Raw genomic sequence first — 21,497 nt, forward strand, 5'->3', positions numbered from 1 at the left:
TTTTTATAGTGAGTTGTTTTTCAAAATTAGTGCTATTTAAAGTCAGTGCTCTTCAAAACGAATATATTTTAAAAAACGTTTTAACGGCTGCTATTTTTACTGCTTTTAAAGAAGTACTTTGGCAATATCCAAGCCAACATAAAACCAACTAATGGTAGCGCCATTTGGATGATGGCATACACCGCACTGGTGCGCCTACTGGCACCATTGGCAAGGGTCACCGCTTCTGTGGTGATAGTGGCGATTCGTCCACCGCCTGCTAATAATGTCGGCAAATATTGACCGAAGCTAATCGCCAAACCAAGAGCAATGGCTATCAATAATGGGGCAAACAGTTGTGGTAATTTGACCTGCAAAAATACTTTGGCTGGCGTCGCACCAAGGCTTGCCGCTACATGAGCAAAACGCGGGTCTAGACGTCGATAACTGCTAGCAAGCGATAAAAACACATAGGGCAGCACAAAGAGCAGATGGGTAAATGCCACATTAAAAAACGCCGTTTGATTATTCAGCAGTTGCTGTAGCCATACTAAGCCAAATAAAAAAGCAATGCTCGGCACTAACAGCGGCAAATAGATAATTAAACTGGTAAATGTTGAAAGTGGTTTTTGACTTAATTGCTCAGCCTCTAAACATAATAAAGTCAGCACAATGGCAAATATCGTACTCACGATACCGATAGTAACGGTATTAAATAACGGTGTACCCATTTGTGTAAAGGCGCTTTGAAAATGCAATGATACCAATTGCTCTGGCAAGACGGCGGGAAAGCGCCAGAAACCAGCCACTGACCACATTAGCAGACCAATGAGCGCCAGCAAGATAAAGCCAATCACCAAAGTGGTCAACGCTGCCGTGATTTTTTGCCATAATGCATCGGCATAGTTGCGCTTGCCGTTTATCAACGTACCATTAAAGCAAGTTTTTATCGCTCTCTCAGCGCCTAGCCACAAGCCGATTAAACCACCCGTCAACGCCAGCTGTAATAACGCGCCTGCCGAGGCTTTTATACGTAGGTTTAAATCCACATCGTTAAACCATTGCATAATCGTGACCGCAAGCGTTGGCGGCGTGTTTGGACCGAGTATCAATGGCATCTCGACACTGGCACTGGCATAGGCAAGCACGGCTAAGATAGGCAGACGTAAAAAAGGATAGAGGACAGGAAGTACCGCTTTAAAAAAGGCAGTAATGGGGTAATAGCCGAGATTTAACGCGACTTTATACTGCTGACGTAGCTTTTTACCAAGCTCAGGTTGTGCCAAAGCGCCTAGCGCCATGAGTAATAAAAACGGCAGCTCTTTTAAGGTTAAACCCAAAATGATACTGATGCCGTAGGGGTCATGTGGAAATATACCGTCTGGAGCCAATTCCCAGCCACTTAGCCATGGTGATATAAGGCGTGAAAACATACCAGAAGGCGCAATTAAAAAACCAACGGCGATGGCTGCTGCTGCATGAGGAATGACCAAGATTGGACTCAGCAAACGCTCAATACGAGTCAGCCAAACGCTATTAAAAAATGCTGCCAATATCATCAAGGTCATGAAAAAAGCGAATAGCGTGCTGATTAATCCAGTAGCGATGCTTAAAGCGACCATTTGGGTAAGACCGGGCGTCTGCCAAAGATCATGAAAGCCTTGTAGACTAACAGTCGTTTGCTCAAGTGCAGGCACCCAGCTAAAGGCAGGTAACAGCACGCACACCAAACCACCGAGTACCGGTAATATCAGTAGCAGCAGTAAAAATGTCGGACTCAAGGAGACGATACGCGTAAATAGATCTGTTTTATAAGGCGCGGTTATGCCAGTAATTGTTGCAGAATGGACTTTTTCCTTTGCCGTTTTATTATTGTAATCTGTACTCATGGGCTAACCCCATAACGCGCTTGCCAGCCTTGCATAATGGCATCAACCCAGCTTGGATGTGGTTCACTCACGGTACGTTTGATGCTATCAAAGGGCAGGGAGCTAGGGTGTGGTTTATTTTCTTTAAATAGCGCTTGTTGCTCAGGGCTGAGCGTAGAGAGAACAAGTACGGTTTTATCACCCCATATAGTAGGAGTCTGCTTTTTAGCCTGTGCTTCTGGGCTCAGCAAAAAGTTGGCGACCAGCTGCGCGGCTTGCGGATGGCTGGCGTTATAAGGAATGGCCACAAAATGGGTGTTACTTAAGCTGCCATCACTCATTGCAAAGCTACGAATGCTCTCGGGTAAGTCATAACGCTGCACGGCCGCGGGCACTTCAGGTGCAGAAAAAGTAAAGGCCAAACTCAGCTCGGTATCATCGACCAAACGCCGCATGTGCGCGCCCGTTTGCACAAATTGCTCACCCTTACGCCATAGACTGGGATGTAAGTCATCTAAAAATGCCCATAAAGGGGCTAATACCATATCTGTATTTTGCTCAGTGGCTGGCAGGTTGAGCTGTGCTTTGGTGTTTTCGCCTGTCTTAGCATCATTTTGCTCGTGCAGCATGACTAAGGCATATTTTAAAAAGCTCATGCCTAAAAAGTCAGGCGGCTTTGGATAGCTAAAACGCCCAGAATTTTGCGCGGTCCAATTGACCAGCTCATTTAAGGTGGTTGGTGGCTTGTCAGTTGATAAACTGTCGTAATAAAAAGTCAACGAAGTTTGTCCCCATGGCGCTTCCATGCCATTGGTCGGCACACCAAAATCAAAGTTAACGGCAGGATTGTTCTCTGGGTCGGTCAAGGCAAAGTTAGGGAGCTTGTTCGCCCATTGTTTCAGTAATAACGAATTCTCACTCATGGTGGCAAAGTTGGCACCATTTATCCAGATGAGGTCAACGCTGCCTTTATCATTGTTGTTGGCGGACTTTTCTGCAAGTACACGGCTAACTGCTTCACTGGTGTCGCTCAGTTTGACATGAACCAAGTTAATATTATATTTATCATCGACTTGCTTGGCAGCCCACTGTAGATAGGCGTTGATCTGTGGATCACCGCCCCATGCATAAAAGTAGACGTCTTGATTGCTACCTTGCGCCTCTATTTGCTGCCAAGATGATAAATTTTGATTAAGGTTACCAGTAGTGGGTGAGGCAGTGCTTGCTGATATGCTTGAAGAAATAACTGCACAAACGCTAAGCGCTATAGCATAGGCGCTATAGCGGCTTAGATTTTTTAACGTTGGCAAAGCTGGTAGAGATTTAATAACGTACATTTAAGTTTCCGTTATGATGATATGTTTTCAGCGCAGTTGATAAAGATTCAACTAACCTCGACGCCATGTATGATATTTCTCAAGCCAGTTTAATACCGTTTCAGGCGCATGATTGCGTTTCCATTCACCAGCCGCGTATTTGTTAGCCTCTGCCCATGTCGGGTACATATGAATGGTGCCGAGTATTTTGTTCAGCCCTAAACCGTGCTTCATCGCCAGTATAAATTCTGGCATTAAATCCCCAGCATGTTCAGCGACGATGGTCACGCCAAGTATTTTATCTTTGCCTTTAGAGGTAATGACTTTGATAAAACCATGATTGGCACTTTCCGTCACCGCGCGATCTAAATCTTTAAAGTCGTAGCGGGTAATCTCAAAATCGATGCCTTTTTCAATAGCTTCTTGTTCATTTAAGCCCACGCGTGCGACTTCTGGATCGATAAAGGTTGTCCACGGAATCACACGGTAATCTACTTTAAACTTCTTTAAATGTCCAAACAAACCATTTACGGCAGCGTACCATGCCTGATGAGAGGCCACATGGGTAAACTGATAAGGGCCAACGACATCACCTGCCGCGTAGATATTGGGATAGAGGGTTTCTAAATAGTCATCCGTCTCGATGGTACGCTCCGTTTCGATGCCCAAATCTTCAAGACCATAACCTTCTAAGCGAGCACTGCGTCCAACGGCACAAAGCAATTCGTCATATTCAATCGCGATTTCTTGCTTGTTTTGACGGTCTTGCTTAACGGTACTGCTGCCTTGCGCTTCAACGATAATGAACTTTTTACCATCGCGCGCTTCACAACGAATCGCTTGATGCGAGGTTAAGACATTCACGCCGCTCTCAACGAGGACTTTCTGTGCAAATTCAGAGACTTCCACGTCTTCTTTTTTCATGAGACGCGCGCCTCTTTCGATCTGGGTCACATCGGAGCCTAAGCGTGCAAATGCTTGCGCCAGCTCAGAGCCGATTGGCCCACCACCAAGGACGACCAGCTTTTTCGGTGCTGCTTCTAATTCGGTAAATTTATTCCATATGGTGTCGCTGGTCACGTAGCCGGTTTCTTCCAAACCCGGCAAATCTGGGATAAATGGGCGCGCACCAGTAGCGATAACGATGGAACGTGCGGTGAGTGTTTGCGTGCCGCCATCGTTTAACGCAATCTCTACCGTCCACGGGTCGATGAATTTGGCATAGCCTTTTAATACTTCGACACCCAAGTCCGTATAACGCTCGACGCTATCATTTGGGGCGATGTCAGCGATGACTTTATGGATGCGGGTCATGACGTTCTTAAATGAAAACTCTGGTGGTGTATTCTCCAAGCCATAACGTTCAGCATTGCGCATTTGTTCTGCCACTTTTGCGCTTTTAATGAGGGCTTTACTGGGTACACAGCCATAGTTTAAGCAGTCACCGCCCATCTCGCCCGCTTCGATTAAGGTTACTTTTGCTCGGACGGTCGCCGCGATATAGCTAGTGACTAGCCCGCCAGCACCTGCGCCAATCACGATCATGTTCCGATCGAATTTTTTAGGTTTGCTATAGTTTTTATAGACGCGGCGTTTTTTTAGCATATTTAATATGCCTTTTGCGATTAATGGGAAAAAACCTAACAATGCAAATGAGACAATCAAATTAAACGATAAAATCCCTGACAAACTGTCGATTTGCGCCAACTGCGTACCTGCATTGACATATACGAAGGTGCCAGCGAGCATACCGATTTGGCTTACCCAGTAGAATGTCCTCGCTTTAATCGCGGTGACACCCATCAATAGGTTAATTAAAAAGAAAGGAAATATCGGCACTAAGCGTAGGGTAAATAAGTAAAATCCGCCTTCTTTTTCAACGCCAGCATCAATGGCTGCTAAGCGCTCAGGAAAGCGCTGTTTAATCGTATCACGTAGTAAATAACGTGAGGTTAAAAAGGCGAGTGTCGCACCAATACTGGAGGCAAATGAGGCGACCAATAAGCCTTGCCATAAACCAAATAATGCGCCAGCTGCCAAGGTTAAAATAGCGGCACCCGGTAAGGATAGGGCGGTGACGACGATATAAAGTAAAAAGAATCCACCGATAATCAATAATGGTGATTGCATTTTATAGTCGTTAAATTGTGCCATTGAGCCTTTTAAGCCGTCAAGCGTCAGTAATTGATTGAGGTCAAAGTAGAAAAAGCTTGCTGCTAATATTAATATTAACAGTATTAACAATATTCTTTTAATCATAAAATATCCGGCTAAGTAGTAGAGCGAAGGCTAAAGTCATCGTCATTCTTTTATGATTAAGAACCTTGACCATGTTAGTGGTAATGACAAGTTAGTGGTAACGATAATTGCGTTAAGTTTTTTGCATTGTTTTTGCATTGTTTGTGCATTTATATACGATAAAACAGCTCACTCAGTAGTCTTCATAGTATAGAGCTTGAGTTTCGTAGGCTAGTATTTATATTCTTGCATGTTCAATCCAGCCCAATCTAACGACAAACATGACTGATGTTTAGGCTAAAGAAACTTTTTTGCCCAAGGTTAAGGTATCCCAGTCTCTCATTAAGAAAAGCGCCAAACACGCAGCCAACATCGGCCATGCTGCAAAGAACAACAAGTTATCAAAAGGCTTGAGGTATAAGCCGAAGGTTGAGAACGTCGAAATCGCATGAAGTAGCAAGATGATGCCGTAAGTCCAAGTTTTGAATAATCCTGTGACAAAAAACAGAATGAGGATGAATTGAGCCGCGCCAATGACATAGAAAACAGTGTCGCCTATACTTTCAAAACCATAAAAACTAGAAAAGACGCCGGCGGCATGATCAGGATTAATAAGCTTATCTAAAGTCCAGACTAAAAAAACAATGAAAATACCCAGTCGAAGCAATAACAGTGAAAGAGGGAGATGTTTTGGCATAAGTTATTTCTTCTTAATAAGCGTTAAAAGTGAGTGCAAAAGAGCTTGGTAAGTCTAATCAATAAAATATCTGGCAATGACTACTATTGTCAGGCAGTAAGCATGAATAAAGTGTTTATTTTGAGTGATTACTCAAAATTAGACAAAATACTAACGCTCAGTAAGTCAATAAACCGCATTGTAGTTGTTATTGAATGGTTGTTCAAGTTCGTAGCATCAAGCATGCTACCGTTCCAGAGCATCGTTACGTTTTTCAACCAAAGCAGCAATGCTGGGTTAAAGGTGGGCGCTTTTCGTACAATAAAAAGCCCTTCATAGACTGATATAGTCCATGAAAGGCTTTTGGCTGACATCATAAGTATGATGAAATTAAGCGGTTACCACATCAAGTCATCTGGAATCACATAGGCGGCATAAGGATCATCTTCTGCTAGTACTTCTTCTGATGTATCGTTAGACACTACCATGAAGCCCTCCATTTTTGCATCGATGCGATCTGCCAACGGACGAGGAAGGAGTGCATAGCCTTCTTCTAAGCGTGCAATCACCACATGACCGGCGACGATTTGCTCATATAGTTTTTGAGTGACAAAGATTTTTTTAACCTTAGTATTATCGACAAATTGATAATTGACATCGCCATTGGTATCGGCAATTTGATGCTGCTTAATCATTTGGACGATATTGGCCTTGAGCATCTTCTCTTCTAAAATACGTTGTTTTTCTTGATTGAGCTTTTGATCTTTCTCTAATTTTTTCGCTTGGGCTTCTGCCAACGCTTTTTTCGCTTCCATGCTTTCTGAGTCACCAGTACGCTTGGCATGCTGAGTCTGCTTGCTGATTTTCTTGGCTTTTTTGCTATCCACCAATCCCGCTTTTAATAATTGAGCCTGTAGGGCATTTTTTGCCATAATTCCATCACCTAGATAAGGATACTTAAATCATAAATGCTAAAAAAACCATTGTAGCAAAATTCGCTACGGCATGTTGTTAGACGATGACAAGACTTTTTTTAATTATGGTAGAAGTGGGCACACATCGCTGGCTGAAGCCGTTTAAATTGGTTATTATCAAGGCAATGGATACGCTTTTTTTGCCGTTATATTTTTTGGTAACTATGTTCATTGGTAACCATGTTTTTCGGTGACCATATTTATAGTGGGTATAGAAAGCTGTATAGGGTTAAATCGTTAAATTTAAGGACGGAATATGACAACATCACAGCACATTTTAGCCTGTATAGACGGCTCGGCAGTGACTGAATCGGTTTGTGACTATGCAGCATGGTATGCCAGTAAGTTAAATTTACCCGTAGCGTTGTTGCATGTGAGTGAGGTTCCAGCCTCGACCAGACGCGATTTGTCAGGCGCAATAGGAGTCAATAGCCGCCAGTTTTTATTGGAGGAATTGACACAGTTAGACGAGCAAAGAGCGAAGGTGGTGAACAGTTATAGCAATGCTTTGGTGCAAGACGCAAAAAGCCATATCCAAGGCAGCTTTACTGAGGTCGATATTCGTATCTATCAACGTCGCGGCAAGCTGTTACCTGCCATTGAGCATTTTAAAGCAGAAAATCGTGCCATCGTCATGGGACGCCGAGGTGAAGATCACAAAAGCAGCCGTATTAATATCGGTAGCCAAATCGAAACCGTTGCCCGCGCATCTGACGTTCCTATATTGATTTGCTCAGAGACGTTCAAAGAACCCAGCTCATATATGATAGCTTTTGATGGTAGCAAAACGGCTATTAAAGCAGCATGGATGGTTGCGAGGAGTCCTGTATTAAAAGGATTGCAAGGTCATATCGTCATGATAGGCAATCATAACGACGCGTCAAAACAAAGCTTAAGCGCCGCAGCGGCACAATTGGAGGATGCAGGTTTTAGCGTAGCGGCACATCATTTATCTGCCTCCGATGCCGTCGATGGCTTGTTAAGGTTTCAGGTAGAAAACAACATTGATATGATGGTGGTGGGTGCTTATGGACATTCGAAATTGCAACAATTATTTCTTGGTAGTACCACAACAGAAATTATCGCCAGCACGCTATCTCCTGTGATTTTAGTACGTTGAAAACTCGGTAAGGTTTATAATAGCGAGGTGCAATCATTGCGCCTTCAGCTGTCGATAACGTTCAATAATCATATCTGACGTTTGCTAAAGGATCATCTTATCATACTATTTTTGGACATGATTTTATGCTTATTAATGCAGACTTTACTCGCCGCGCTGCCCTTATACCTGAGCAACACCAGTGGATTAAGTCACCACAAAATGGGGTAGAGCGCGTGATGCTTGACCGTGTGGGTGCAGAAAAAGCACGTGCCACTAGCCTTGTACGCTATGCGCCCAATTCTTATTTTCCGCATCATCTACATCCGGGTGGTGAAGAGATTTTAGTATTGTCAGGTACTTTTTCTGCAGATGACAAACATTACCCAGCAGGTTGGTATTTGCGCAATCCACCGACTTCAGGACACAAGCCCTATAGTGATGAAGGCGCAGTGATTTTCGTCAAGCTACGTCAAATGCTAGCTAATGAACCTCATTATGTGGCTATCAATACTAAAGATAATGCTTATTGGCAACAGCAGGGCAGCCGTGATGTTTGTCCTCTATTCTCAGGTGATAATGAGCAAGTGAGTTTGCAGCGTATCAAGGCAGGCGAGTTACTGTTTAATGAGGCAGTCTGTGGCGGTGCAGAAATACTGGTGTTAGCAGGCGAGTTGATAGATGAGGGTCAAGTTTATCAGCGCAGCGGCTGGATACGTCTGCCAGCAGGTGAGCATGCGCAAATACAAGCAGGATCTGAAGGAGCTACGGTGTATCTCAAGACAGGGCATTTAATGCAAGTGATAGGGTTGTAAGGGTAGTGATCACATTTTATGAGCAGCTCACCAGCTGCTCATATTCTACAATGTCACTATATTTTGTCACCATACTTTTATTTAGCCAACAAAAGTATATAAGCAGTGGGGTAATGATTAGTAACGCAAAATTTATCAATCATTACTCAAACCGCTTTCAAAACAGTTCAAAAATACAAACCATAATTGCTCATCATTCTATACTTTGGGCATCCTCTCGTTTGACAATTTTATGCTGGTCTTCTGTGCTATCGACTTTCCAATAGCTAGATATGTACAAATGCGTTTTGGGTATTGGGCGATCAACTTTGAAGTACTGACGTAATGCTCGCATACTATGAAACTCACAAGCCGCCCAAACCGCAGGTTGTCCTGCTAGCCACGTAAGCGTTTTAATGCGATCAAGTAATGGGCTAGTTTCTACATTTGGATGCGCGTTTATCACCCAATGAATGTCAAGGTTGTCTGGCTTCTTGAGTAGTTGCTTATCTGCTTCAGTGGTAATCTCAAGGACTGCATAGCCGTGTGCGTCAGCAGGTAGCTGGGCAAGATTGACGGTAATTGCCGGCAGCGCTGTCATATCACCGATCAATAAAAACCAATCAGCCTCATTGTTAATCAGCTTCTTTGGTCCAGGGCCGCCTACTAATATTTGCTCACCCACTTGGGCGTTACGTGCCCATGCTGAAGCAGGGCCTTCTGTCTCATGCAACGCAAAATCGACATCTATCTCATTATCTCGTTGAACGCTGACGGTATAGGTACGCATCAATGGTCGAGCCTCATCGCCTTGAGGGAATATCAGCTTAATGTACGCGCTTTCTTGATCTGCCGGAAAATCAGTCAGTCCAGCACCGCCAAGCGTGACACGGCACATATGTGGCGTGAGGTATTTACTGCCAATCACATCTAGCATTCTTGGGGTAGATTTTGCCATATTAATACTTTCCTTCATTTAACTATTTGATAGTTTAGGTCATCATTTGAGATGAGACCACTCTATAAGATTGATATTCTCTAGTAATGGTAAGTTCTACATTGCCTAAAAATTGGCTTTTAGGCTGACGGACATTTGGCGCTCAGGTCCCATCCAGCAATTGTTAATATCATAACAAGCGCCGACGTAGGTTTTATCAAAGAGATTGTTGACACTCGCGCCGACAGTGAGCATCGGATTGATTTGATAATTGCCGCCAATGTCTACCAAAGTCACGCTTGGTAATTCGTCTGAGTTCTGTTTGTCAAGTTGCATACCGCCTTCATAGCGTACGCCAGCATTGAGACTGAGCTTGTCAGTAGCATAATAATCTGCCCACAATGTTGCCTTGTGCTTCGCCGTTTGCGCAGGGGTATTGCCAACCACCTCAGGGTTGAATTCATCTTCTGTAATTTCAGCATCGGTATAGCTATAACTGGCGGCAATATCTACCCAATCATTAAGCATATGGCTGCCTGAGACTTCAAAGCCTTTGGAGGTAATTTCACCCGTTTGTGTTTGACTTCTATAATTGATTTCATCAGCCACCACGACGTTTTTTTGAGTGATATCAAATACTGCTAATGTTCCTTGTGTGGCGCGATTGGCAGAGAGATATTTGACACCAGCCTCTAGCTGATCGGCAGTCGTTGGCTTAAATGGCGCATTGGTAATAAAGTTACTACCGACCACTGGCTGAAACGACTGAGAATAACTAGCATAAGGAGATAGCCCATTATCAAAGTCATAGATAGCTGCGAGACGACCACTGGTTTTCGAGGCATCATTGTCAATGGTTCTATCACTATAGATGGCACCTTCAGAAGCCTTGGTTTGCTCAGTACTACTATCAAAATTATCGTGACGTAAGCCTGCTACTACTGTCAAATCTTGCCATTTCATCTCATCTTGTACATAAAAACCAAGCTGGCTTTGTTCAACGTCTTCATTTTGACGATAAGCCTCTAAAGGCAACGTATCAGCATTGATTTGTGAGTAATCTGGATTGGATAAGTCAAGATTTGGCGTGCCATCTGCGCCAGCATCATAATAAGTGGCGCTACTGTCTGTCTCTTGATACTCAACGCCAAACAGTAGGTTATGTGAAGTATTAGCAGTATCGAATTTATAAGCTAGCTGATTGTCTGTGGTCCAGTTGCTCATGCTCTCATCGGTGGTGTAGGCCACGCGATTTAGTATCTTATCACTACCGCTTACAAACCCGCTGTTGTACATATTACGCTGCTGCGCCTCGGCGTCGGTATAGCGCAGAATGTGCTTGAACGTCAACTTATCATTAATATCCCAGTTCACAGTGACGCTTGGCATAAATACTTCTTTGCTGAAGTGATTCCACTCATCGCCGGCATAGGCGTCACTGCCCAGTTTGCCATAGCTGGCATGGTAGACAGTGCCAACGGCAGGCAGTGGGGTGGAAGGCACCATTTCTGGATCATCTTGATAAAACAGATTGGCAAGAACGGACACATCTTTTGTCGGTTGCCATTGCAGTGACGGATTGATCAGGGTACGTTCTTCTTCTGTGGTTTGCATCTGCCCGTCTTTTTGTCGTTTTAACGCCACCAGTCGATAATTGAGCGTGTCTGAGATAGGTCCTGTCGTATCGACCGCCACTTCTTTTAGGTTTTGATTACCCACTCGCAACTGTACCTCAGATGCTTGAGTGCTTTTTGGGGTTTTGGCGACTTGATTGACCATGCCACCTGGAGATGCATAGCCATAGAGTGAGGATGCTGGCCCTTTGACCACTTCCACTGCTTCTGTTGCGTAGATATCGACTTGCGGCATCAGATTCCAAGCCCCATCGTAGGGCAGTCTTAATCCATCGTAAAAATTGGAGTAAGTCTTAAAACCGCGAATATTGTATTCATCAAAGATGGACACCGTACCGCGACTCTCAGTACTCACCCCTGGCTCATAACGTAACGCTGCATTGACGCTGTCTGCTTGACGTTTTTGCAATAGCGCTTGATCGATTCTCGTATAGCTCATGGGTGCATCATTAGGGTCTAATGCTGTTTTGGTGCCCGTACTACGGTAGTTGTTGGCATAGACAGTAATGGTATCCAGGGTGGTCGATGGTGTCACGGTCTCATCATTATTAACATCATTATCGACGTCGTTCTCAACACTATTTTCGATGTTATTCGGCATTGTCTCAGCATAAGCTGCATGGCTCAAAACCATTGCCAATCCCAGTTGCACCGCGAGAGTTAAACGTTTTTGACGAATGGATGTAGACGTTGAGATAAAACGCATCATATTTCCTTGTAAGTTATCAAATGCCGAAAGCGAAAGAAAAGGAATAATAACATTAATGATTATCATTATCATTAAAAATTTACAAACAAAGCGCTGTTAGTAAGATGTCGAGTGAAGTAGCCCCATTTTTAGCCCATCAAGATGACTATGATGCAAACATGAAAATTGAAGAAACGCCCTAATATGACGATAATTTTTGACTATAAGTAATGGTGCTTACAGGGCTTTTCTCGTATGATGCAGCCGTCTATTTGGAATAAACTTTTAGATCAACCGGCAGACAGGATTTATTACTACTATTAATAAGTCTAGGTCGTTCATTGAGCAACCAAAGATTGTTAAAGGTCATATTTATGAACAGACATACAAGTCAATCAACCAATACTCAACGCTATTTTACGGTATGGCGTTGGCATTTTTATGCAGGAATGTTTATAGCACCTTTCTTAATTATCCTAGCTTGCAGCGCACTTGGCATGCTGTTGATGTCTAACATTGCAGGTCGTGATGACGATCGCCTCACTATTATCATCCCAGATTCAGCGATGACAGCACTAATTACCGCCCCTATTTCTACGCAAGCTAAAAATGCGTTGAACACTTTACCTGACAGCACGCTGGTGAAATATATCGCGCCTCGTGATACGGACACCGTTGCCTTGTTTCAAGTTAAGTCAGCCAGTCATGAGAATATGGTGGCGGTGAATCCTTATACGGCTGATATCGTTAAAAGCACACCGACTAATAGTGGTCTGTACTATACCTTTAATGATATTCATGCTGATTTACTATTGGGCAAAGTCGGTGACTATATCCAAGAAACCACTGCGTCATTAACCATCTTAATGATTCTAACGGGTTGGTATCTGTGGTGGCAAAAACGCAAATCACTCAAGGCCATGCTTATCCCCAATGATGCTGTAAATAATAAGAAAAAACGCTCATTCATACGTACCATTCATGCGACATTGGGCAGTTGGATATCTGTGTTGCTACTGTTTTTCTGTATTTCAGGAATGGCATGGGCAGGCATCTGGGGCGAGCGTATGGTACAGGCATGGAGTCAGTTTCCTGCGGGCAAATGGGGCGTTGCGCCAATGCCGCTTTCTATTGATCACAGTCAACATCATGTTGGTATGGATATGAATAACGCTGAAGCCACGCCGCACGTTCATGGAGCAACACCCGTCACAGCACCCACGCATGGTGATGCACTAAATACGGGTAGTACCAAAGATGTGCCTTGGGTGCTTGAGTTGACACCAATGCCAGCATCTGGCACTGTCGCTGGCAAGGATGGTATCGCGTCCAATATACCGATTATGATTGATACCGTAGATCGATTTGCCCGTGAGATTGGTTTTGTCGGACGTTACCAATTAAATCTGCCACAGGGTAGTACGGGCGTCTGGACGATTAGCCAAGACTCAATGAGCTATGATATGAAAAATCCAATGGCTGATCGTACGGTACATATCGATCGTTATTCGGGCAATATTTTGGCAGATATCCGCTTTGATGATTATAATGCTTTTGGTAAATTTATGGCGGCGGGCATTGCTATTCATATGGGGACGCTTGGATGGTGGAGCGTATTGGTCAATGTCCTATTTTGCTTATCGGTTATTGCTATTTGTGTGAGCGGTTACATCATGTGGTGGCAACGCCGTCCACGTCATGCCAGTGAAAAGGTTGGACTGAATCCACCAGCGCGTGGTCTCAGTTTTTCTATATGGTGGCCGTTTGCCATTCCTTTGTTAGCAGTGGCAATCATATTCCCGACCGCCATCATCGCGATTGTCGCTATCGGATTACTAGATTTCTTAGTCATTTCACGGGTTGGTTTTTTACAGAAATTATTATTTTAAAATTAAATAAAATAAGAGAGCCATTCAAAAAGTCATTCTTATTTACACAAAATCGGGGCAACTTTCTAAAAGATGCCCCGATTTTTTATTGTTCGCCATTAACTTTTTACTAAGCCAGTATTTACGCCAACATAGCAATGGCATCGGCACTGGCACGTTGCCGCTCTTCAGCATTTAACTCAATGAGTCTGCCTTCTTTCATCAGTAATAATCGATCGGCATGCTCAAAGTAACCATCATCATGACTGATGATAAACAGCGTTTTACCCAAGGCTTTGAGTTCAGGTATCAGTGTTTGATAAAACACGCGGCGAAAGGCAGGATCTTGGTCAGCCGCCCATTCATCGAGTAGCAGTATGTCTTTTTGTTCAGCCACGGCAATGAGCATGGCCAAGCGCTTGCGTTGTCCTTGTGAGAGCTTGTCGGTCGATAATTGATTATTAGTCACGCTGACTTTATCTTGTAAGTTCAATTTATGCAGCCATGTATTTACGAGCGCTTCATCGGGTTGCTGTCCCTCTCTACCAATCAGCTGTTTAAAGAGATGCTGATCGCTAAAAATGGCAGAAAAAAGCTGTCGATAATCAGCATTATTCTGTGAATCAACGAGCTGGCTGTCTATTTTTACAGCACCGATGCTAGGGGTGAAAATGCCTGTAATAATCTTTGCAAGCGTAGACTTGCCGCTACCATTCGCCCCGATTAAAAACACCACATCGCCACGTTTTAAGGTGAGATTAACCGATTTTAGGATATCGCTAGCATGCTCATTTTCTTTAACCACTACCTCGTTTGCATCGGTATCAATACTTGCATAACGATAGCCAATATCATTGAATGATATGGACTGCCAGTTGTTGACCACAATATCCGTGGTAAAGGTTGGTTGGTACTCCGCCAATTCCAACGATTGTATTTTATCCAGCGCCACTTGTGCCGTTTGTAAGGTCGGGTATGCGCCGACGGCATGGAGGATGGGTGATTGCATGAATAGAATGGTTAAGGAGAAAGTGGTGGCAATACCCATTGGAATAGCAAGATAATTTGACACGGCAAACACCACACCAATCGCTGCGAACATCATAATGTTCGACCAATTCACGGCGGATAAATGATATGTATCCGATTTAATCACTCGATTTTGATAAGACTTGGCATGATTTAAGAAATCATTTTTATAGAGATTTTCAGCGCGGTGTTGATTAAGCGCCAGCTCTTTGCGACCATCTATAATGGATTGATAGTCCTCATATAAACGATCATTGATCTCTCTGAGATCTCTTAAATGAGTATAGACATGCTTCACTAAAATGGTGCTTATCCAAATCGTCATCGCAATCCAAAACATGACAATCAATAATAATGGCAGCGACAACCAGCCTAAATAAAGGGCGACACCAACCGATAAAATAACGCCTTGCACCAGCTCTGGCATACGCACAAAGGCGACGGTAATTGATTGAATATCTGATGAGAGGCTGGCGAGTAACCGTGCGCTACCCAAATGGTCTATTTGTGGAACTTTGGTGTCGATGATTTGTTTGACCAGCTTGGTTCTAAGCTCGTAGACGAACTGATGCCCCAAACGAGTCAGTGCATATTGTGATACGAAGGTCGTGACTAACAGCAGCACCACCAAAGCTGAAAATTGACCCAAGCTCGCCCACGATAAGGTATTAAAAACAGGCTGACTGATAAAGGTGTGATTGATATAGGCAATGATGCCCACACTGACCGCCGCATTCACCAAATTAAGGAAAATAACTTTAAGAAAGGGCAGGCGATAGTGTGCCCAAATCATCTGATATAAAGAAACGGTGGCGTGAGAGGACATAATGGCTCAATAATAGAATGGTTTTTTGCGTATTTTTGATAACATAAAAGGGAGTAGGTTGTGCCTAATCCCTTTTATTTAAGTCTTATAAACGTGGTTTAATCTGCATGTCTTAAAAGTCGAAAGTCGCTGATACTTTTAGGGCAGTAGGCTCACCAGCATTTAAATACCCAGCACCCGCATAACCACCCACTGATTGCCAATAGTCCTCTCCTGTCACGTTAGTAACCACGCCTTTTAGCGTCACGTCTTGTCCAGCGAGCATGGTTTTGTAGCGAGCACCTAGATCTAGCGTGGTATAACCGTCAACTTTTAAGCTGTTGGCAGCATTGGCATAACGTGCGCCTGTGTGAATGATATCGCCGGTCACCGTCATTCCTTCAATTGCCGCAATATCATATTCTAGGTTGACGTTGCTTTGTAGCGTGGGCAGTCCGATGACTCGGTTGCCGTCGAACGTCACATCGCCCGTGTCTTTTTGCTCAGCCTTTAAGTAAGTAACACCAGCATTGAAGCGCATGTTTTCGCTTGGGCTACCAAATACAGTCAATTCCACCCCTTGATGGCGATTTTCTCCAGCAGCGGTAAATGTATTTGAGTCATTGATATAAGCACGCGGCTCATCGGTGCGGAATACCGCCAAACTACTGCCAATCAGACCGTTATCATACTTAACGCCAACCTCAGTTTGCTCACTCACATAAGGGTCTAAATTTTGACCACCATTGGTGACAGCACCACCATTATTAGTCAGAGGTGCCCTTGCGCCTGGCGCTAGGCTTTCGATATAGTTACCATAAACAGACCAGTCCATGCTTGGTTGATAGACAATTCCAACGCTTGGTGTCCACTCGCTTTTATCGTAATCAGCCGTTTTAGCCTGAGTGTTAGGATCATAGCTGGTGGTTTTTAAATTCTGATGACGCACGCCTAAAGTGGTTTTTAGTTTGTCATCGAACAGTGATATGGTATCGGCTAGCGCAAAGCTTTGGAATTGCTTCTCGTTGGTTAGCTTCGGATCGTCTAAGTTACCACCGAAGATTGCTGTGCTTGTAAAAGGGACCTCAGCGTAGTCGGTGGGATGGTACAAATTGGTCACGGGTTGATTACCAAAATCATAGGCGAACGCGCCTTTTTCTTCTTGGTCATAGAGATCCGCTGCTAGTACCCAATTATGAGCCACTTCACCTGTTTGCCATTTACCACGCAGACCGAGCTCAGCACTTTGTACCAAATCTTTTCTAGAATTATCAAAGCGATAAAACGTACCTGCACCATCAACATCGTTGACGGTTAGATTGGCCAGTGAGTTTTCTTCCTCACCACTTCGCACACCGTAAGCACCATAAGCGGTAATATTATCAGTAAAATCATATTCTCCTCGAATGGTACCAAAGACATCTTCTTCATCTGAATACGTCCAAGGCTGCGCCCAATTCTTTGAGCCGTCTGGTGCTTTTGGTACTCTAGAAACACCAGCAAGTGTGACACTAGGACGGGTCTCTTTGAGTTTGTTGTCTTGCCAGCCCAAATCAGCTGATAGTCGATACTGATCGCCTCTGTAGTCTAATCCTAACGCTGCCAGACCCAGTGTTGAAGATTCATCATCAATCGCGCTGTCGCCATCTTGATAAGCAGCATTAAAGCGAACGCCAAACGCATCATCAGTACCAAAGCGATCACTGACGTCTACGGCAACTTTGCCTTGATCGCCCTGACCATAACCGAGTGTCACCTTACGTAGCGGGTCATTACCAGCTCGTTTGGGCAGCAGGTTAATCGTACCACCGGCGTTACCACCACTGGGTGCTGCGCCATTGAGCATGGCGGATGCCCCGCGCTGAACCTCAACACGCTCGAACAATTCCGTTGCGATATACTGCCTTGGCAATATGCCGTATAGACCGTTATACATGGTGTCATCAGAGGTTGTGACAAAGCCGCGCATAAAGTACGCTTCTTGAAAGTTGCCAAAGCCTCTAGCGACACGAACAGTCGGGTCTTTTTTGAGCAGGTCGCCCACACTCTGGGCTTGTTGATTGCTGATATACTCATTGGTATATGAGGTAGTGGAGAATGGCGTGTCCATGATGTCTTGATTGCCCAAGATTCCGACACGGCTTCCTGTCGCTACTTGACCACCTTCATAGGCATCTGGCAACCCATCGGCTGATGCATCAGCACTACTGGTCACGATAATCTCATCGAGTACCACGCTTGGGGTATCGGATTGAGCGTCAGCACTTAAATCTGTTTGTGCCCACGCGACTTGGCTTGCACCCAGTAGTATTACCGATGTGGACAGACAAGATGAGCACAGTGATTTTAATGACAAGGGATGGCGAGACATATTCAATAGAGTAGGGCGAAATAAAGCAGAGTATAAACGAGACAGTTGCATGAATATTTCCAGCACATAGATTAAATGCTTATTATAATGATAATCATTTTCATTACAATATATTACTGGATTAAATCTCAATATATTTTTATCGTATTAAGTGTACGTTTTCGTTAGGAAAAAAATTAAGTCGTCTAAAGTTGATTAGTCGCGCTACACCAGCAGCAAAGATTGCTAATCGCTCAATTTAGCAGTCAGCACAAGTGGTTGGTAAGTGTCTAAATGCTTTCTGCTTATAACTAAATGTTTGCTACTTATTAAATGTTTGCTGTTTACAAAAAATGCTACTTATTAAATGCTTGCTATTTATAGAAAATGCCACTTATAAAAAACCTAATGATTATTGCGCACGCCAGTAGACTTTAATGACCATATCCTGACGTGATAGCCCAAGGTTTGCCTTTAGTTGCTGTCGTAATGATTTGATATCCGCTGCTTCCAGCGCGCCCCATACTTTGTCAATTTTGACAGGCAGTCGCGCAAATTGTATATTTAATAATGTCATTATTTGCTCAGTAATATCAGTTGTTTGGGTATTAACCAGCTGGCACACATTATCTTGCAAAAAATGCGCATTATGGCGTAGTGGATTACTGAGCGTTAGGGTATGTAGATAACGGATATCGTCTGGATCATTAGTGATGGCAATGACGAGGGGCGGCAATGGATTCTGCCAGTTTTCCAATAGATTGGCCACCGTAGGTAAGGAGGTTTCATCACAGATGAGTAAGCATTGACCAGTGCTGAGATGTTCTATCTTCTCTGGATATTCACGTACTGTTTTGATTTGAGTGCCACAGTCAAGCGCGCGCACCCAATTGCCTCCTGCCGTATCGCCATGAATATAAACGTCTATCCACGCTTGGACGGACGAGCTGATCAAATCTCGCCATGCTTTTCGTAAGGTATAGTAGCGCTGCAAAGGTTTGTTGCTATCTCTTGAATGGTCTTTTGACTGGTGTTTTTTAGCAGATAGACCGTCCGCATCCAGCTCAAACAAATACGCGTAGCCCGGATGAGAGAGTGGCGTACTATCGGGTGCGGTTACCAGCAGTCGATACATATTGGGGCTGGCGTAATAGCCATTAATGACCGTAAAACGCTGTTCTTGAAGCTTGATCGTGCGCTTGCCAAGCTTATTGGCAGAGGTTTGCAATAGCGTTATATATTGCTCCTGTAGCGTCATAGAGTCACTAATAGGAACTGTAAAATCAATAAAATATTGACGGCTGAGCTTGCTGCTGTTTGTTAAGGTATCGTCGTCATGATGGGCGGTTGTGACATCCATTAATATCCCATCAGTATACAGCTCTGCTATCGAGGCGATCTCGTGCTCACTCACTGCCGTGTTAGTAAAGGCATTGATAAACATCGCGAGTTCATCTTGATGCTCTTCATTGACATGACTCATAAACTGGGCTTTGTCAGCCATGTCGAGCGGTGTTTTATCAAAATCGTACTGAGTAAGTGGTTGAGCCATAAAATGTCATCCAAGCCAAAATTCAAATAATTATTCAGCAAAATTTTTTTTAAAATGATTGGCTGCTGGTTAAGGGCAAGATGGAAATGTAATAGTTAATAAGTATAAAACATGCAAATGTTAATGATTATTAATATCACCTATATTTTTATTACGATAATATACCATAGGTTAATTTATTTACAATCATAAAAGGACAGGTGTTATCGAGTGACTAATATTTTTCTTGTAATAATTGGCAGTGGTGACTCTTAAACTGTGTATAAACGTGATCGCCCAACCTATTTTTGCAAGGTTTGATAGCTTACAAAAATAGGTTGGGCGAGCTAAAGTCGAACAGTAGAGTGTTAAGGAGCAGGTTGAATGTCTATTTTAAATTCCCATGAGGTCGCAGTCGTCGCTGAGTTATCAGGGTAATTGATTTTATCTAAACGCACGCGGGCATAGCTATTGCCTTCAGCGGATCTAATGAGCGCGCCTTGAGCGCTGTCAACCGCTTTGGCATTTAGTTGATGCGTCATGCCATTGTAGGTATACCAGCCAAAGTCTAGGTTCGGGAAATTACCCGTATAAGCAGGATTGAGATCCGAGCCTTTACTATCAATGACCCAGCTTCTGGCACTCATCGGTTTATCGTACACAGCGGTGTTGGTAAGGTCGGTTAAAGTCGCCGCACTACCATCGGTCATAAACTTACTGACAATGGGCTCACCTTTATCATCATAATACCCTATTGGTGTTTTTGATAAGAAACCACCAACTTTGCCTTTATTAGTGCCAATCGCAGAATCGCCACCATTTAAAATGACGCTATTACGCTTAAAACCAATCTGCCAAGTACTGTTTTTATCGGTGCTACTTTGTCCTGTGGTTAGATCAAAATAGACCCAGTTATCATTGTTTGAGGCATCGATGGTTTTCGTCTGTACCTTATTCGGTAGCGCCGTATCAATCCAGCGCAGAGTAGGGTAGCCAGAGGTTCCAGCATTATTATAGTAGTTGGTAATCTGCATGGCATAAATAGGCTGCTGTACGCTGCTGTCTGTAATGGCGCTGCTATTATCTGTAGTGACAAGATAGACACGATTGTTCGGGTAAAGCTGATGGTTGTCTTTTAAATTGTATTCAAACCAAGGCTGTGCATCAAAAATACCACCACTACGGTCTTCATTGTAGTGCATGGTAATATCACGACTGGTATCAGGATCTTGAGTTGCATTGCTATAACGGCTCAAATCTGACCAATCGATTAAACCAAAAACACCACCTTTGCCAGCACCAGAATCACCGCTATTTGACCAAAGCTTGACCGAACGCGCTTGATTATCAAACTTGATATCCCACTTATCCTCAGCACACGAGCTTTCAGCTTTGGCATCAAAGTCATAACAGGTCGCAGTATTAGGCGCTAGATTGGTGACTTGCCAAGTAGCCGTTTCGCTAAAGCTAGCACTGCTCACAGGCGGGGTAGTGCCGCCATTACCGTTACTGCCACTACTGGCACCATCACCGCCGCCACCGCAGCCAGTCATGCTGAATACTAAAATACTGCTACTGAAAAATAATGCCAATTTGGTCGGCTTGGTGTGAACTGCTGGGGAAATGGGGGTCATATCAGCTTCCTTGATGGTTGTGGTTTCAGATAGAGGGTACAAAATAAGGGTAAAAATAGCGGTACAAATACACTTGC

At 43.8% G+C, this 21,497-nt stretch carries 14 protein-coding genes; 3 read left to right on the forward strand and 11 right to left on the reverse strand.

Features of this window, described 5'->3' with window-relative positions:
* Positions 1-80: 80 nt before the first annotated feature.
* From JMX82_RS09330 to JMX82_RS09350, 5 genes are all read right to left on the reverse strand, one after another.
* A complete protein-coding gene (locus tag JMX82_RS09330) occupies positions 81-1,868 on the reverse strand; it encodes an ABC transporter permease (RefSeq protein WP_227676553.1) in 1,788 nt (595 codons plus the stop codon).
* On the reverse strand, positions 1,865-3,184 hold the full coding sequence (locus tag JMX82_RS09335; RefSeq protein WP_201540338.1) for an ABC transporter substrate-binding protein: 1,320 nt from the start codon (positions 3,182-3,184) through the stop codon (positions 1,865-1,867). Before JMX82_RS09335 ends, JMX82_RS09330 begins: the two co-directional genes overlap by 4 nt.
* Before the next feature lie 51 nt (positions 3,185-3,235).
* Complete coding sequence (locus JMX82_RS09340; protein WP_201540339.1) at positions 3,236-5,422, reverse strand: FAD-dependent oxidoreductase; 2,187 nt, start codon at positions 5,420-5,422, stop codon at positions 3,236-3,238.
* A gap of 271 nt (positions 5,423-5,693) precedes the next feature.
* Positions 5,694-6,098, reverse strand: coding sequence for a hypothetical protein (locus JMX82_RS09345; RefSeq protein WP_201540340.1), 405 nt, complete (start codon positions 6,096-6,098; stop codon positions 5,694-5,696).
* A gap of 377 nt (positions 6,099-6,475) precedes the next feature.
* Positions 6,476-7,009: a DUF2058 domain-containing protein gene (locus tag JMX82_RS09350; RefSeq protein ID WP_201540341.1), complete on the reverse strand. Its 534-nt coding sequence runs from the start codon at positions 7,007-7,009 to the stop codon at positions 6,476-6,478.
* A 298-nt stretch (positions 7,010-7,307) separates the two neighbouring features.
* Between JMX82_RS09350 and JMX82_RS09355 the strand changes: the two genes are divergently transcribed.
* Entirely contained in the window at positions 7,308-8,171 is an 864-nt protein-coding gene (locus JMX82_RS09355) for a universal stress protein (RefSeq protein WP_201540342.1), read from the forward strand.
* Between the two features lie 125 nt (positions 8,172-8,296).
* On the forward strand, positions 8,297-8,965 hold the full coding sequence (locus JMX82_RS09360; protein ID WP_201540343.1) for a cupin domain-containing protein: 669 nt from the start codon (positions 8,297-8,299) through the stop codon (positions 8,963-8,965).
* A gap of 193 nt (positions 8,966-9,158) precedes the next feature.
* Here the strand turns inward: JMX82_RS09360 and JMX82_RS09365 are convergent, their stop codons facing one another.
* Both JMX82_RS09365 and JMX82_RS09370 read right to left on the reverse strand, forming a co-directional pair.
* Positions 9,159-9,902, reverse strand: coding sequence for a siderophore-interacting protein (locus tag JMX82_RS09365; RefSeq protein WP_201540344.1), 744 nt, complete (start codon positions 9,900-9,902; stop codon positions 9,159-9,161).
* Positions 9,903-10,007: 105 nt separating this feature from the next.
* Positions 10,008-12,221: a TonB-dependent siderophore receptor gene (locus tag JMX82_RS09370; RefSeq protein ID WP_201540345.1), complete on the reverse strand. Its 2,214-nt coding sequence runs from the start codon at positions 12,219-12,221 to the stop codon at positions 10,008-10,010.
* Positions 12,222-12,577: 356 nt separating this feature from the next.
* Between JMX82_RS09370 and JMX82_RS09375 the strand changes: the two genes are divergently transcribed.
* Complete coding sequence (locus tag JMX82_RS09375) at positions 12,578-14,092, forward strand: PepSY-associated TM helix domain-containing protein (protein ID WP_201540346.1); 1,515 nt, start codon at positions 12,578-12,580, stop codon at positions 14,090-14,092.
* A gap of 121 nt (positions 14,093-14,213) precedes the next feature.
* On the opposite strand, the gene JMX82_RS09380 is transcribed toward JMX82_RS09375, so the two are convergent.
* From JMX82_RS09380 to JMX82_RS09395, 4 genes are all read right to left on the reverse strand, one after another.
* Entirely contained in the window at positions 14,214-15,926 is a 1,713-nt protein-coding gene (locus JMX82_RS09380; RefSeq protein WP_201540347.1) for a multidrug ABC transporter permease/ATP-binding protein, read from the reverse strand.
* A 112-nt stretch (positions 15,927-16,038) separates the two neighbouring features.
* Positions 16,039-18,327, reverse strand: coding sequence for a TonB-dependent receptor (locus JMX82_RS09385; RefSeq protein ID WP_201540348.1), 2,289 nt, complete (start codon positions 18,325-18,327; stop codon positions 16,039-16,041).
* Between the two features lie 340 nt (positions 18,328-18,667).
* Complete coding sequence (locus tag JMX82_RS09390) at positions 18,668-19,807, reverse strand: siderophore-interacting protein (RefSeq protein WP_201540349.1); 1,140 nt, start codon at positions 19,805-19,807, stop codon at positions 18,668-18,670.
* A 347-nt stretch (positions 19,808-20,154) separates the two neighbouring features.
* Positions 20,155-21,420: an HmuY family protein gene (locus tag JMX82_RS09395; protein WP_201540350.1), complete on the reverse strand. Its 1,266-nt coding sequence runs from the start codon at positions 21,418-21,420 to the stop codon at positions 20,155-20,157.
* Between the last annotated feature and the right edge of the window lie 77 nt (positions 21,421-21,497).

The sequence above is a fragment of the Psychrobacter sp. 1044 genome, assembly GCF_904846525.1.
Taxonomy (GTDB): Bacteria; Pseudomonadota; Gammaproteobacteria; order Pseudomonadales; family Moraxellaceae; genus Psychrobacter.

What these genes read in the sequence shown, in the direction of transcription:
- JMX82_RS09380 (WP_201540347.1), bottom strand. Translation starts at nt 15,926, where the DNA reads ATGTCCTCTCACGCCACCGTTTCTTTATATCAGATGATTTGGGCACAC.
- JMX82_RS09335 (WP_201540338.1), bottom strand. Translation starts at nt 3,184, where the DNA reads ATGTACGTTATTAAATCTCTACCAGCTTTGCCAACGTTAAAAAATCTA.
- JMX82_RS09330 (WP_227676553.1), bottom strand. Translation starts at nt 1,868, where the DNA reads ATGAGTACAGATTACAATAATAAAACGGCAAAGGAAAAAGTCCATTCT.
- JMX82_RS09385 (WP_201540348.1), bottom strand. Translation starts at nt 18,327, where the DNA reads ATGCAACTGTCTCGTTTATACTCTGCTTTATTTCGCCCTACTCTATTG.
- JMX82_RS09360 (WP_201540343.1), top strand. Translation starts at nt 8,297, where the DNA reads ATGCTTATTAATGCAGACTTTACTCGCCGCGCTGCCCTTATACCTGAG.
- JMX82_RS09365 (WP_201540344.1), bottom strand. Translation starts at nt 9,902, where the DNA reads ATGGCAAAATCTACCCCAAGAATGCTAGATGTGATTGGCAGTAAATAC.
- JMX82_RS09345 (WP_201540340.1), bottom strand. Translation starts at nt 6,098, where the DNA reads ATGCCAAAACATCTCCCTCTTTCACTGTTATTGCTTCGACTGGGTATT.
- JMX82_RS09370 (WP_201540345.1), bottom strand. Translation starts at nt 12,221, where the DNA reads ATGCGTTTTATCTCAACGTCTACATCCATTCGTCAAAAACGTTTAACT.
- JMX82_RS09390 (WP_201540349.1), bottom strand. Translation starts at nt 19,807, where the DNA reads ATGGCTCAACCACTTACTCAGTACGATTTTGATAAAACACCGCTCGAC.
- JMX82_RS09355 (WP_201540342.1), top strand. Translation starts at nt 7,308, where the DNA reads ATGACAACATCACAGCACATTTTAGCCTGTATAGACGGCTCGGCAGTG.
- JMX82_RS09375 (WP_201540346.1), top strand. Translation starts at nt 12,578, where the DNA reads ATGAACAGACATACAAGTCAATCAACCAATACTCAACGCTATTTTACG.
- JMX82_RS09340 (WP_201540339.1), bottom strand. Translation starts at nt 5,422, where the DNA reads ATGATTAAAAGAATATTGTTAATACTGTTAATATTAATATTAGCAGCA.
- JMX82_RS09395 (WP_201540350.1), bottom strand. Translation starts at nt 21,420, where the DNA reads ATGACCCCCATTTCCCCAGCAGTTCACACCAAGCCGACCAAATTGGCA.
- JMX82_RS09350 (WP_201540341.1), bottom strand. Translation starts at nt 7,009, where the DNA reads ATGGCAAAAAATGCCCTACAGGCTCAATTATTAAAAGCGGGATTGGTG.